This is a genomic window from Paraoerskovia sediminicola, from assembly GCF_030296575.1.
GTDB lineage: Bacteria > Actinomycetota > Actinomycetes > Actinomycetales > Cellulomonadaceae > Paraoerskovia > Paraoerskovia sediminicola.
This window is the reverse complement of the sequence record NZ_AP027729.1, coordinates 1,518,009-1,530,952: the sequence shown is the minus strand read 5'-3', so window position 1 is coordinate 1,530,952 and position 12,944 is coordinate 1,518,009. Positions and strand designations below refer to the sequence as shown.

Here is a 12,944-nt window from a genome sequence, read left to right as displayed (position 1 = left end):
CGGTTCACACCTCCTTGCGCATGCCGCGCAGCTGGACGACATAGGCCACGAGCATCGTCAGCACGCCCATGATGATCGCGATCGTCGCCGCATAGTTGTACTGCTGACCCGAGAACGACAACGAGTACGCATACAGGTTCGGGGTGAAGTACGTCGTGATGTAGTTCGGCGACAAGCTCTGCAGGATCGACGGCTCGTTGAACAGCTGGAACGACCCGATGATCGAGAAGATCGTCGCGATCACCAACGCCCCACGGATCGCGGGGAGCTTGATCGCCGAGATGATCCGCCACTGCCCCGCACCATCGATCTCCGCCGCCTCGTACAACGAGTGCGGGACCGTACGCAACGCCGCGAAGAAGATCAGCATGTTGTAACCCACGAACTCCCACGTCACGATGTTCCCGATCGCGGCGAGCACGAACCCCGAACTGATCGGGTCCGGGATCGAGGTCCCGAACGCGTCGTTGATGTTGCCGATCAGACCGAACCGCGTCCCATACATGAACCCCCACATCAGGGCCGCAACCACCGCCGGCACCGCGTACGGCATGAAGATCGAGATCCGGAAGAACGACTTGCCGTACAACCGGCCCGAATCGATCGCCAACGCGACCAACAACGCGATCCCCAACATGATCGGCACCTGCACCAACAACAACAACGCCACCCGCGAGACCCCGGACCAGAACTGCGGATCCTGGAACGCGGTCACATAGTTGTCGAACCCGACGAACGACGTCCCACCGATCAACTGCGTGCGGAACAGGCTGATATAGATCGAATACGCGATCGGCGCCAAGAACACCAGCGTGAAGATCACCATGAACGGGCCCACGAACTGCCACCCCGTCCAGCGCCTCCTACTACGACGCACAGCAGGCGCGACAGAACCACGCCCCGTACTGACAGACGCCATCGTCATCTGTAGCCCTCCATGGCCTGGCTTCGGTGCCGGGATGATGTTTACGTAAACATCCTGTACCGACGATGCTTGCACCAGCGCCCGCACATGTCAACATGCGTTTGAGATTGTCATCTTTCGGCCCATCGCCGGGCGCGTGACCCGCGTTCACACCCGTCCAGCATCCGGTCGCACCTTTGCCCGGACCCTGGGACGCTCGTAGGATCGCCGTCAAGCCATCCAGAGCGGTCGAGAGTCCTGGCTCGACGACACCGCAGCAACCCCCGACGGAAGCCTCCCGAGGGTGAGGGTGCTACAGCCAGGGTCGATGGAGAGATCTATGTTTTCAGAGGCACCCACTTCGCAACCCTGCGGACCGTCCTGCGGGCCGGTCCGATGACCGTCACCGTCGGCACCGGTCGCGACCGCCCCACCGTCTCGTTCGAGCTCATGCCCCCGCGCAACCCGTCGGCGGCGCCGAAGTTCTGGGAGACCGCGCGGCGCCTCGTCGCGGCGCGCCCGGACTTCATCTCGGTGACCTACGGCGCGGCCGGCAACGACCGGGACACGGCGCGTACCGTCGTCGGACGCCTGCTCCAGGGCACCCCCGTCCTCCCGATCGCCCACCTGACCTGCGTCGGCGCGTCCCGCGAGGACGTCTCCGAGGTCATCGGCGACTTCCTCGACGAGGGCGTGCGGAGCTTCCTCGCTCTGCGCGGGGACCCGCCCAAGGACCAGCCCGACTGGCAGCCGGCCGAGGACGGCGTCGGCTCGAGCATCGGGCTCGTCGAGCTCCTGCGGCAGGTCGAGTCCGACCGCTGCGCCGCGAGCGCCAGCACCGCCCTCCGCGGGGCCGCCCGCCCGCTGACCATCTGCGTCGCGACCTTCCCCGACGGGAACCGCGACGCCGGCACCACCCGCGCGCAGGAGGTCGCCCGGCTGCTGGAGAAGCAGAAGGCGGGCGCGGACTTCGCGATCACGCAGCTGTTCTACGAGGCGTCGTCGTACATCGACTTCGTCGCCGACGCCCGCGAGGCCGGGGTCACGATCCCGATCCTCGCCGGGATCCTGCCCATGACCGAGCCGCGGCGCCTGCGCCGCGTCGAGGAGCTCACCGGCGTCCCCGCCCCGCGGGTGATCGTCGCCGAGCTGGAGGCCGCGGCGGACGACGACGCGGCGCGCCACGCGCTCGGCGTCCGGCACTCCGTGGAGCTCGCCCAGGCCGTGCTCGACGCGGGCGCCCCGGGCATCCACATCTACACGTTCAACAAGCACGAAGCCGCACTTGACCTGCTCGAGGGTGTACACCTCGGCGGCGGGGCACGTGGCGGGTCAGACGGTTCGGAAGCCGTCGACCCCGCCGTCGCCCCCGACCTGGCCAGCGGGCCGTGGGTCATCGGTCAGACCACTCCTGCACCAGCTACCGCAGAAGGACTCGGACGATGACTGCATCAGACGACAGCACCAGCACGACCAGCACCACCGCACCGACCACCGACCCCACCGCTGCCACTGCTCCCGCGCCGGCCGTCAGGCCCGCGTTCCCGGGCGGGACGATCCTCGGCTACCCGCGCATCGGGCGCCGCCGCGAGCTCAAGAAGGCCGTCGAGTCCTTCTGGTCCGGCGAGATCGACGCGGTCGACCTCGAGGTCGCGGGCGGCACCCTGCGCCGCGAGACGGTCAAGCGCCTCGTCGCGCTCGGCCTGGACCCCGAGGACGGCTCCGTCCCGGGCTCGTTCTCGTACTACGACCAGGTGCTCGACGTCGTCGCGCTCCTCGGCGCGGTCCCGTCCCGGTTCGCGGACCTCCTGGACGAGGACGACGGCTCCCTCGAGCCCGAGGGCTACTTCACGGTCGCCCGCGGTCGCGGCGAGGACGCCCCGCTCGAGATGACGAAGTGGTTCGACACGAACTACCACTACCTGGTGCCGGAGATCAGCGAGAGCACGCCGATCTCGTTCGCCGACCACCGGATCGTCCGCGAATTCGCCGAGGCCAAGGAGGCCGGCGTCACGACGCGCCCGGTCGTCGTCGGCCCGGTGACGTTCCTCGCGCTCGCGAAGGCTGAGCACATCGACGGGACGACGCGAAGTCAGGACTTCCACCCCTCGACCGCCTCGACGACGTCGTCGCCGCCTATGCCGAGCTGCTCCGCGCGCTCGGCGCGGTCGGCGCGCCGTGGGTCCAGCTCGACGAGCCGATCCTCGTCACCGACTCCGTCGACGTCCCGGTCGAGCGGATCCACGCCGCGATCGAGACGGCCTACCGCGCGCTCGCGTCCGAGCTCGCGCCGCCGTCGCCGGACGCCGACCTGGACACGATCCCCGAGCGCCCCCGGATCCTCGTCGGCACCCCGTTCGGCAGCCTCGTCACGCCGCAGAGCGACGGTCTCGCCGTGCTCGCCGCGACCGACGTCGAGGCGATCTCGCTCGACCTGGTCAAGGGCAGCATCGTGTCGGACGGCGCCGCTGCGGCCGCGTACCCGGGCCTCGCCACCAAGACCGTCGTCGCCGGCGTGATCGACGGGCACAACGTCTGGCGCGCCGACCTGGACGCGAAGCTCACGACCCTCGAAGGGCTCGTCGGGCCCCAGGGTCTCGGCGCCGGAGCGGTCGCGGTCGGCACCTCGACGTCCCTGCTCCACGTGCCGCACGACGCGGACGACGAGCAGTGGGGCAACGACTCGACCCCCGGCGCCGCGCGCCGCAAGCTCGACCCGCGGCTGCGGGAGTGGCTCGCGTTCGCGAACCAGAAGGTCGGCGAGGTCGCCACGCTCGCCCGAGGCCTGGCCTCAGGTCGTGACGCCGTCGCGGACGAGCTGCGTGCGTCGTCCGACGCCGTCGCCTCCCGGGTGACCGCGGAGGGCGTGCGGGTGCCGGAGGTCCGCGAGCGCCTCGCGAGCCTGACCGCGGGCGACTTCACGCGCGGCGCCTACGCAGAGCGCGCGGCCGCCCAGCAGGCGGCGCTCGGCCTGCCGCTGCTGCCGACGACGACGATCGGGTCGTTCCCGCAGACGCCGGAGATCCGGCGGGCGCGGGCCCAGCACGCGCGCGGTGCGCTGCCCGAGGCCGAGTACACCTCGGCGATGCAGGCGGAGATCCGCCGGGTCGTCGAGCTGCAGGAGCAGATCGGCCTCGACGTGCTCGTGCACGGCGAGCCCGAGCGCAACGACATGGTGCAGTACTTCGCGGAGCTGCTCGACGGCTTCGCTACGACCGCCAACGGCTGGGTCCAGTCCTACGGCTCGCGCTGCGTGCGCCCGCCGATCCTCTGGGGCGACGTCGTGCGCTCGGCGCCCATGACCGTCGACTGGTCGTCGTACACGGCGTCGCTGACGTCGAAGCCGGTCAAGGGCATGCTGACCGGGCCGGTGACGATCCTCGCGTGGTCGTTCGTGCGCGACGACCAGCCGCTGGGCGACTCCGCCAACCAGGTCGGTCTCGCGCTGCGCGACGAGCTCGCCGACCTCGAGGCCGCGGGCATCGGGATCATCCAGGTCGACGAGCCGGCGCTGCGCGAGCTGCTGCCGCTGCGCGCCGCCGACCAGCCGGCCTACCTGGACTGGTCGGTCGGGTCGTTCCGGCTCGCCACCTCGGGCGTCCGCACCGAGACGCAGGTGCACACTCACCTGTGCTACTCGGAGTTCGGCGAGGTCATCGGCGCGATCGACGCCCTCGATGCCGACGTGACCTCCGTCGAGGCGGCGCGGTCGCGCATGGAGATCGTGCCCGAGCTCGAGGCCGTCGGGTTCGCCCGCGGGATCGGACCGGGCGTCTACGACATCCACAGCCCGCGCGTGCCGTCGGTCGAGGAGGCCACGGAGCTGCTCGAGCTCGCCGTGAAGTCGATCGACCCGCACGTCGTGTGGGCGAACCCCGACTGCGGGCTCAAGACGCGCCGGTACGCCGAGACGGTGCCGTCGCTGGAGAACCTCGTGTCGGCCACCAAGGCGGTCCGCGCGACGCTCTGACGCCACCGGGTCGAACGTGGGGCTGCCGCCGGATCGGGACCACCGATCCGGCGGCAGCGCCGCGTTCGCGGCGCAGAAAGACTCCAAGTTCGCCGTCAGCGATCATCGCTAGCACTCTCCGGGTCCGAGTGCTAAAAAGTGTCTCGTAGCCACACGGGGCGGGCACCTCCGCCCCGTGGTCGCTCGGCCCCGGCGGTCGGGGCCATTCGTCGAGGAGGTGATGCGCGATGGCTACGCGTTGGGACCCTTTTCAGGAGATGGACCGTCTGTTCGGCTCCGTGCTGACCAACCGGGCGTCGTCCTCGCTGCCGATGGACCTGTTCCGCTCGGGTGACCACTACGTCCTGGCCGTCGACCTGCCGGGTGTGGACCCGGGCACGATCGACGTCTCGGTCGAGGACCGGACGCTCACGATCCGCGCGGAGCGCACGCCACGCTCGTCCGAGGCGCAGTGGCTCCTGCGCGAGCGAGCCACCGGCACGTTCGCCCGGCAGCTCACGGTCGGTCGAGGCCTCGCCCTCGACAAGATCGAGGCGTCCTATGCCGACGGTGTGCTGACCCTCACGATCCCGGTCAGCGAGGAGGCGAAGCCTCGCAAGATCGAGATCGCTCACGCCGGGTCGCGCGGCGAGATCACGACGGGCGCGGACGCGGGCTGATCCTGCCCCGAGCCCGAACGCGGCGTTGCCGCCCGACCGGTCGTTCAGGTCGGGTGGCAACGCCGTTCTCGTGATCGGGCGCGCCGCGCCCGACCGGTCGTCACAGGGTCGCCGTTCTGACCAGATTGGTCTGGCCCGGTCGGCCCGCCCGTTAGCGCCGACACCGCACTGCGAGCGCTACCGGGCCTGCGGACACGCTGGGCGGATGATGGAGACGCATCCCCGGGCGCGGTCAGGCGCTGGACGCTCTGGTCAGAGCGATCGGGGCTGACCCACTCCCGGTCGCGCAGCGAGGGCCTTGGCGACGGACGAGACGCTCCGCGACGAGCATGGACGTCGAGCTCGGCGGCTCGGGACGCACGCGCACCGGTGGGGCCGTCTGCGCAGCAGAGGTGTCCTTCCGACCAGGAATCGCGCGGGCGCTCGGCTCCGCCGCAGCGAGAACGAGAGCCGTGATCCTTCTAGCAGCTGTCACCGTGGTGCACCCGATACGCGACGGAGATGTGCTCCTCGTACTCTTCGTCGCCACTCGTGTACGTCACGATGATGTCGTCGACGATCGCGTCATCCGTGGCGGAGGTCGGCTCCACGACGGCGATCAACGTGACCGCGGCTCCAGGATCGACGACGACGCCCTCGACGGGGACGGCACGGCCGAGAGCGTCAGCCTCGAACCCGACGGGTTCGTCGGTCGGCCATCCGCCGCCGCCCAGCACCTCGTCGAGAGAAAGCCCCTCCTGGTCTATGGAGAAGTCGACGGACTCGGCTCTCTCCGCGGTCCCTCGGACGTCCGAGATCACCGCGGGGTCCGAGCCGCCGTTGGCGAGCGCTTCGCCGAAATAGATGTGCTCACCGGCGGTCGTCGGAACGCACAGCTCGACGTCGTCGGCTGCCACTCTGGGCCCGGCGAGCGGACCGTCGCCGACGGGAGCGCATGCCGCGAGAGGCAGTGCGACGAGCAATCCGGCGCCCGCCCCGACGACTCGTGTTCCCGCCGCCATCATTTCGCGACGATCTGGCAAGCGTTCGACTGCGTCGCGTACCCGCCGAACCCACACACCCTGCCGGTCGCGTCGGGGAAGGCAGCCTTCATCTGTTCAGTGCTGCTCCACCCCGTTCGCGACGTGAGACCGACTCCGTAGGACGCCATGACGTCGGTCGGCAGGTTGGTCCCTCGCCGCCCTGCCGGAGGGCCTCCGCGCGGCGTGCCCTGCCCCTGGATCGTCATCGTGTCCGTCGTCAGTCTCGTGCCATCGCCGCCCGGTCGGTCGTCGTACCAGCGGTGGCCCAGCAGCCGGCGATCAGTGCTCGCGGCGTGCCAGCGGGATGAAGAACGCGAGCGACGACGCGATGATGCCGGCGAAGAACAGCCAGAGGCTCTCCTCCGAGTAGCCGAGGCTCATGAGCCCGAGGCCGAGCAGGAACAGCACCATGCCGACGACGAAGTTCGTCACGCCGGCGATGTTGCCGCCGACGGTGGAGTCGGCGTCGGAGCCGGCAGTGCTCGCCGAGGTGCCTGTCGTGCGGTCGTCGTCCATGTTTCCTCCTGCTGGCCCGGTCACGTGCTGGTCTGTGGTCGCCCTGCGCCGGTCGGTCACCTGATCACGGGCGGCGCGGCGCGTCGGTGCTCACCGTACCGCCGACCACGAGTCTGTGGGATAGTCAGCCCGCTCACGTCCGTCAGAACTCAGAAGGAGAACACTCATGGGTTGGATCGCTCTCATCGTTCTCGGCCTCATCGCGGGCCTCATCGCCCGTGCCATCCTCCCCGGCAAGCAGACGGGCAGCCTCATCATGACGATCCTGCTCGGGATCGTCGGCGCGCTCCTCGGCGGATGGATCGGCGCACAGTTCTTCGGCGGCGGTCTCGAGGAGTTCTGGTCCCTCCAGTCGTGGGGCCTCGCGATCCTCGGCGCGCTGATCGTGCTCGGCATCTACGGAGCGATCGTCGGCCGCAAGCGCTGACACCTCTCCACCTCGTACCGACGCGGCGGGTCACCTCTCGGGGTGGCCCGCCGCTGTCGTGCGCCCTCTCTTCCCTGAGCGCGCACCGCGGCGCGTGACGCCGTTTCCGTGGCGGACGACACAGCCACTGGCTCGAATCGTTTCGATACACTGTTGCCAGTGAGCACCCAGCCAGACCCCCAGCGCTCCCCAGCAGCGCAGACCGCCGTACCGACCGTCGTCCGACAGGCACGGTGGTCCCTGCTCATCCTCTTCGGGCTCATGGGGCTCACGTTCTCCAGCTGGCTCACCCGTCTCCCCTCGCTGCGCGAGGACCTGGGCATCGACTCCGCCCGTCTTGGCACCCTCCTGATCTTCGGCGCGGTGGGTGCGCTCATCTCCGTGCTCATCGGCGGGACCGTCGTGACGCGCTACGGCAGCCGGGCCGTCATGTACGCGGCGACCGCCGGGAACGTCGTCGGGTTCGGCCTCATCGCGGCCGGCGCCGTGACAGGGTCCGTCGGACTCTTCGTCGCCGGCGCGTTCCTCAACGGGTTCAGCGGTGCGGGCACGAACATCCCGATCAACCTCAACGCGGCGATCGTCGAGCAGCGCGTCGGGCGCGCGATCCTGCCGCACTTCCACGCCGCCTTCTCGATCGGCGCTGCGATCGGCACCGTCACCGGGGCCGCGTTCTCGTTCGCCCACGTCTCGGCCGCGACGCACATCGTGGTGATCGCCGTGGTGGTGGCCGGGCTCCGCATCGCGCTGATCCCCGCGGCCTCGGCGCTGCAGCCGCCGCCGATGCGCGACGGGTCGGGCGACCCGCGCGACGGCTCCTCGGCAGGAGATCCGGGCAGCGCTCCCAGCACCGGACCACGCCGCCGCGGGGCCGCTCTGCGGACGGCGCTCGCCGCGTGGACCGAGCCGCGCACCCTGCTCATCGGCCTCGTGATCCTCGCCGCCTCGCTCTCGGAGGGTTCCGCCGGGAACTGGCTGTCGATCGCGGTCGTCGACGGATTCCACGAGCAGGAGGCCGTCGGGTCGCTCGCCTACGGCACGTTCATCGTCGCCATGACGGTCTTCCGGATGCTCGGCACGCGCGTCATCGACCGGTTCGGCCGCGTGGCGGTCCTCCGCGCCTCCGCCGTCGTGTCGCTCCTGGGGCTCGTGCTGTTCGCGCTCGGCCCGAGCCTGTGGGTCGCGTGGATCGGCATCGTCGCCTGGGGATTCGGAGCGGCCCTCGGCAACCCGATCGCGATCGCCGCCGCTTCGGACGACCCGACCCGCGCTGCCGCCCGCGTCTCCGTCGTGACGTCGTTCAGCTCGATGGCCCAGCTCGCCGCCCCGCCCGTCCTCGGCCTGCTCGTCGCGTCGATCGGCGGACGGTACGCGCTGCTGACGATCGCGCTCGCGCTGGTGATGAGCATCGTGCTCGCCGGTCAGGTCGCGCCGCTGCGCCGACAGGACGCTCAGAGCCCCGCCGCAACCGACCGGGAGCCCGCCGCCCCCACCCGATGAGCGCCGGCCTGCCTGGGTGACGCCACTCCGCACCGTGAGAGTGATCGCACGGAGTGCCGACGACGCGTCGCCGGTCCGAGGCAGCGCGGGGCAAGGGTCTTGCACGTCACCCTGTTCTCGGGATGCCGGACGGCGCACCGAGCGTTGTGGACGGACGTGACCCTTTCGACGAGCACCCGCGCCCCACTCTCCGTCCTCGACCTCGCGCCGGTCGGCGCGGGTCAGACGTCGTCCGAGGCGCTCGCCGCCTCGACCCGCCTCGCGCAGGCGGCCGACGTCGCGGGCTACCGCAGGTTCTGGGTCGCCGAGCACCACAACATGGCGGCCGTCGCGTCGACGACGCCGCCCGTGCTCATCGCGCACCTCGCCGCGTCGACCGAGCGGATCTCCGTCGGCTCCGGCGGCGTCATGCTCCCGAACCACGCACCGCTGGTGGTCGCCGAGCAGTTCGCGATGCTCGAGGCCCTGCACCCCGGCCGGATCGACCTCGGGATCGGGCGCGCCCCCGGGACGGACCCGCGGACGGCCGCCGCCCTGCGCCGGTCCACCGACACGCTCGGGGTCCAGGAGTTCCCGCAGCACCTGGTCGAGCTCGCCGACCAGCTCTCGACCCACCCGACCGGAGCGTTCCGCGGGACTCCCGCTGCGACGTCGTCCCCCCGCATGTGGCTGCTCGGCTCGTCGCCCTACTCCGCGCAGGTCGCCGCAGCCCTGAGCCTGCCGTACGTGTACGCGCACCACTTCAACACCGGCATCACGCTCGACGCCGTGCAGGCGTACCGGTCGGCGTTCCAGCCGTCCGAGGCGCTGCCCGAGCCGTACGTGATGGTCAGCGCGTCGGTGCTCGCCGCAGAGACGCGTGAAGCGGCCGACTACCTCGCGGGTCCGAGTCGCGTCATGGCGCTCACGCTGCGCACGGGCGGCCGCCTCGGGCCGATCGTGACGCCCGAGGACGCCGCCGAGCGCGGGTTCACCGCCGAGGAGCGCATGCTCCTCGAACACCTGCCCGGGACGCAGGCCGCAGGCACGGCCGAGGACGTCGTCGCGTACCTCGCGGACCTGCAGTCGCAGACCCGCGCGGACGAGATCATGGTGACGGGCACCGCGCACTCCGTCGAGACCCGGATCGACACCCTCGAACGGGTCGCCGCGGCCTGGTAGAGCTGACGGCGGCCCGCCTCAGCCGGCGAGGAACTCCGGGCGGTCGACCACCGCGTCCACGATCGGGACGTCGGCGTCGAGCCAGGGGACGCTGAACCGCTCGGCGCTGCTGAGCCAGCGCACCTCGTCGTGGGCGTCCGCCGGCGACGGCTCGCCCTCGGTCACGCGCGCGAGCCAGAGCCGCATCACGTGCCGGTCGGTGATCGTCCAGGCGCCCCCGACCGCGGGGACGACCTCGTCGCCCAGCTCGACGACGATGCCGAGCTCCTCGGCCAGCTCGCGGTGGAGACCGGCCTCAGGCGTCTCGTCGGGTTCGACCTTGCCGCCCGGGAACTCCCAGCGGCCGACGAGGTGCTCGGGGTAGGCCCGCCGGGCGGCGAGAAGCCGCGTCGGCGCGTGGAGGTCGTCCACGATCGCTGCTGCGACGACGAGTCGGGCCGGGGTCATGCCCCGGATGATGCCATGCGCGCGTCACAGCTGTGTGACACGGTCAGCGCAGCCCGCGCTCCTCGGCCCAGGCGACCGCTCCGGCGCGCGTCGAGACGCCGAGCTTGCGGTACAGGCTGCGAACCTGGGACTTGACGGTGTTGCGCGTGACGAACAGGGTCGTGGCGATCTCCTCGAGCGTCACGTCCTCGGACAGGTGGGACAGCACGACCAGCTCGCGGCGCGTCAGGGGCGCGCCGAGGATCGTCGCCGGTGCGGCGGCGGGTCGGGTCATCTCGATGGTGCTCATGTCTCCTCCAGTGGGTCCAGGCGTACCCGCGGCGACGCGAGCCTTCTTCACCTGGTTCGGTGCTCTTACGAGGAGAGATGGGTGAAACCTCGATCTATGACGTGACTCGGTGCCATAACCTCTGAATCATCCCGCATCGTGGGACGATTTCGATCGCTCTGTGTGTCGCCGCAGGTCAGGAAGCATCGAGCATTTTCGGCGGGTTGGCAAATGTGTGCGCTCTCACACCCGTCGTTGCGCGCAAGTGACCAAGATCACGACGCTGCGCAGGCCCGGACGGGGACCGGATCGGTCTCCGTCCGGGTCGACGCGGGCGACCCGGAGACTGCCGGTCAGGCCCCGATGGAGGCCTGGTACTCCTCGGCGGAGAGGGTGGGGCCGGTCTCGGTGACGTCGACCTTCACGAGCCAGCCCGCACCGTACGGGTCCGAGCCCACCGTCTCGGGCGAGTCGACCGCGTCCTGGTTGATCTCGACGACCGTCCCGGTCACCGGGGCGTACAGCTCCGAGACCGACTTCGTCGATTCGATCTCGCCGAACACGTCGCCCGCGGTGAGCTGAGCGCCGACCTCGGGCAGCTCCAGGTAGACGATGTCGCCGAGTGCCTCGGCGGCGTTCGCGGTGATGCCGACGGTGGCCGGCGACGCGTCGTCGATCCACTCGTGCTCGGCGGTGTACCTCAGGTTCTCGGGGAACGCGTCGCTCATGGTGTCTCCTTGGTGGTGAGGGCAGGTCTCGAGGGCAGTTCCGAGCCTAGGGTTCGGGTCGCGCCGGTGCGTGCCGGCGATGTCGTGGGGTGTCGGACGCCGTCGGATCAGTCCTGTGGACGGGTGTAGAACCGCAGCGGGACGACGACGAACGGCTCCTGCCGGCCGCGCACGTCCACGGCGAGCTCGGTGCCCTCGGCCGAGAGCTCGGGCGTCACGTACGCCATGGCGATCGGGCACCCGAGGGTCGGGGACGGCGCGCCCGAGGTCACGTGGCCGATCGGCGCGTCCTTGCCCGGGAGGACGACGTCGTGGCCCGACCGTGCGGGACGCCGTCCGAGGCCCTTGAGTCCCACGAGCACCCGCGCGGGAGCGGAGTGCCGGCGCGCCTCGAGCGCGGCTCGCCCGACGAAGTCGAGGGGCGAGCCGTCGTCCGCGACCTTGTCGAGCTTGACCACCCGGCCCAGCCCCGCCGCGTACGGCGTGACCGTCTCGTCCAGCTCGTTGCCGTAGAGCGGCATCCCGGCCTCCAGGCGCAGCGAGTCGCGCGCGCTCAGACCCGCCGGGACGAGGCCGAGGGGACGCCCCGCCTCGAGCACGGTCCGCCACACCTCGGGCGCCACCTCGGCGGGCACGAACAGCTCGAAGCCGTCCTCGCCCGTGTAGCCGGTGCGAGCGACGAAGGTCCCGACCCCGGCGACCTCCACGAACGTCCCCGAGTAGTACTTCATGTCGCGGACGACGTCGGCGGCCTCGGGCGCGGTGAGCCCGACGACGATCTCGGCGGCGCGGGGCCCCTGGACCGCGATGAGCGCGGTGCTCGCCGAGTGGTCGACGACCGTCGCGTCGAAGCCCTCGACCCGGTCGCGGAGCTCGGCGAGGACCCGCTCGGCGTTGCCCGCGTTGGCGACGACCGAGAACGACTCCGGCGCCGGTCGGTAGACGACGAGGTCGTCCAGCACGCTGCCGTCGTCGGCGCAGATCATCGTGTAGCGGGCGCGACCGACGCCGACCGCGGAGAGGTTCCCGACGAGGGCGTAGTCGAGGGCTGCGGCCGCCTGCGGGCCGGAGACCTCGATCTCGCCCATGTGGGACAGGTCGAACAGGCCCGCAGCGGCGCGCACGGCCCGGTGCTCGGCGAGGTCCGACTCGTACCGCAGGGGCATCTGCCAGCCGCCGAAGTTCGTCAGCGTCGCACCGAGCGCGACGTGCTCGTCGTGCAGCGGGCTGCGCCGCCCCTCGGCCGCGGCGTCGGTGGTCGGGGCGCCGTCCGTCTGCGCGGCCGTCGGGTCAGGGGTCTGCTCGCTCATGGGTCGATCCTCTCGGAGTTCGTCGTGCCGTG

General features: G+C 70.9%; 12 protein-coding genes, 1 pseudogene and 1 riboswitch. Of the genes and pseudogenes, 6 read left to right on the top strand and 7 right to left on the bottom strand.

All coding sequences use genetic code 11. The annotated features are described in order from the left end of the window. Nucleotides 1-4: 4 nt before the first annotated feature. Nucleotides 5-925, bottom strand: a complete 921-nt coding sequence (locus tag QUE47_RS07200) for a carbohydrate ABC transporter permease (RefSeq protein ID WP_434019739.1) — start codon at nt 923-925, stop codon at nt 5-7. A gap of 212 nt (nt 926-1,137) precedes the next feature. After that, nucleotides 1,138-1,239: riboswitch (SAM riboswitch) on the top strand. Between the two features lie 61 nt (nt 1,240-1,300). Here QUE47_RS07200 and QUE47_RS07195 point away from each other — a divergent pair. The 3 genes and pseudogenes from QUE47_RS07195 (at nt 1,301) to QUE47_RS07185 (ending at nt 5,533) form a co-directional block, all read left to right on the top strand. Further along, nucleotides 1,301-2,350 (top strand): methylenetetrahydrofolate reductase, encoded by a 1,050-nt coding sequence (locus tag QUE47_RS07195; protein WP_286219190.1) that lies wholly within the window; start codon nt 1,301-1,303, stop codon nt 2,348-2,350. After that, a pseudogene (metE, locus tag QUE47_RS07190) lies at nt 2,347-4,874 on the top strand (5-methyltetrahydropteroyltriglutamate--homocysteine S-methyltransferase). The gene QUE47_RS07195 and the pseudogene metE overlap by 4 nt, the downstream one beginning before the upstream one ends. A gap of 227 nt (nt 4,875-5,101) precedes the next feature. Further along, nucleotides 5,102-5,533, top strand: a complete 432-nt coding sequence (locus QUE47_RS07185; protein ID WP_286219189.1) for an Hsp20/alpha crystallin family protein — start codon at nt 5,102-5,104, stop codon at nt 5,531-5,533. 461 nt (nt 5,534-5,994) lie between these two features. Here the strand turns inward: QUE47_RS07185 and QUE47_RS07180 are convergent, their stop codons facing one another. Continuing rightward, entirely contained in the window at nt 5,995-6,555 is a 561-nt protein-coding gene (locus QUE47_RS07180; protein ID WP_286219188.1) for a hypothetical protein, read from the bottom strand. A 279-nt stretch (nt 6,556-6,834) separates the two neighbouring features. Next, a complete protein-coding gene (locus QUE47_RS07175) occupies nt 6,835-7,071 on the bottom strand; it encodes a hypothetical protein (protein ID WP_286219187.1) in 237 nt (78 codons plus the stop codon). A gap of 166 nt (nt 7,072-7,237) precedes the next feature. Between QUE47_RS07175 and QUE47_RS07170 the strand changes: the two genes are divergently transcribed. From QUE47_RS07170 to QUE47_RS07160, 3 genes are all read left to right on the top strand, one after another. After that, nucleotides 7,238-7,498: a GlsB/YeaQ/YmgE family stress response membrane protein gene (locus QUE47_RS07170; protein ID WP_286219186.1), complete on the top strand. Its 261-nt coding sequence runs from the start codon at nt 7,238-7,240 to the stop codon at nt 7,496-7,498. A gap of 159 nt (nt 7,499-7,657) precedes the next feature. Further along, complete coding sequence (locus QUE47_RS07165; RefSeq protein ID WP_286219185.1) at nt 7,658-8,998, top strand: MFS transporter; 1,341 nt, start codon at nt 7,658-7,660, stop codon at nt 8,996-8,998. Nucleotides 8,999-9,154: 156 nt separating this feature from the next. Continuing rightward, nucleotides 9,155-10,159, top strand: a complete 1,005-nt coding sequence (locus QUE47_RS07160) for an LLM class flavin-dependent oxidoreductase (protein WP_286219184.1) — start codon at nt 9,155-9,157, stop codon at nt 10,157-10,159. 18 nt (nt 10,160-10,177) lie between these two features. Here the strand turns inward: QUE47_RS07160 and QUE47_RS07155 are convergent, their stop codons facing one another. From QUE47_RS07155 to gcvT, 4 genes are all read right to left on the bottom strand, one after another. After that, entirely contained in the window at nt 10,178-10,606 is a 429-nt protein-coding gene (locus QUE47_RS07155) for a (deoxy)nucleoside triphosphate pyrophosphohydrolase (protein ID WP_286219183.1), read from the bottom strand. A gap of 43 nt (nt 10,607-10,649) precedes the next feature. After that, nucleotides 10,650-10,895, bottom strand: coding sequence for a LuxR C-terminal-related transcriptional regulator (locus QUE47_RS07150; protein WP_286219182.1), 246 nt, complete (start codon nt 10,893-10,895; stop codon nt 10,650-10,652). Nucleotides 10,896-11,227: 332 nt separating this feature from the next. Beyond that, nucleotides 11,228-11,602, bottom strand: a complete 375-nt coding sequence (gcvH, locus tag QUE47_RS07145) for a glycine cleavage system protein GcvH (protein ID WP_286219181.1) — start codon at nt 11,600-11,602, stop codon at nt 11,228-11,230. Nucleotides 11,603-11,709: 107 nt separating this feature from the next. Next, nucleotides 11,710-12,912 (bottom strand): glycine cleavage system aminomethyltransferase GcvT, encoded by a 1,203-nt coding sequence (gene gcvT, locus QUE47_RS07140; protein ID WP_286219180.1) that lies wholly within the window; start codon nt 12,910-12,912, stop codon nt 11,710-11,712. Nucleotides 12,913-12,944 lie beyond the last annotated feature (32 nt).

Bases quoted from the DNA above. Each gene is read 5' to 3' on its own strand.
- QUE47_RS07200 (WP_434019739.1), bottom strand. From the start codon at position 925: ATGACGATGGCGTCTGTCAGTACGGGGCGTGGTTCTGTCGCGCCTGCT.
- QUE47_RS07170 (WP_286219186.1), top strand. From the start codon at position 7,238: ATGGGTTGGATCGCTCTCATCGTTCTCGGCCTCATCGCGGGCCTCATC.
- gcvT (WP_286219180.1), bottom strand. From the start codon at position 12,912: ATGAGCGAGCAGACCCCTGACCCGACGGCCGCGCAGACGGACGGCGCC.
- QUE47_RS07155 (WP_286219183.1), bottom strand. From the start codon at position 10,606: ATGACCCCGGCCCGACTCGTCGTCGCAGCAGCGATCGTGGACGACCTC.
- QUE47_RS07175 (WP_286219187.1), bottom strand. From the start codon at position 7,071: ATGGACGACGACCGCACGACAGGCACCTCGGCGAGCACTGCCGGCTCC.
- QUE47_RS07185 (WP_286219189.1), top strand. From the start codon at position 5,102: ATGGCTACGCGTTGGGACCCTTTTCAGGAGATGGACCGTCTGTTCGGC.
- QUE47_RS07150 (WP_286219182.1), bottom strand. From the start codon at position 10,895: ATGAGCACCATCGAGATGACCCGACCCGCCGCCGCACCGGCGACGATC.
- gcvH (WP_286219181.1), bottom strand. From the start codon at position 11,602: ATGAGCGACGCGTTCCCCGAGAACCTGAGGTACACCGCCGAGCACGAG.
- QUE47_RS07195 (WP_286219190.1), top strand. From the start codon at position 1,301: ATGACCGTCACCGTCGGCACCGGTCGCGACCGCCCCACCGTCTCGTTC.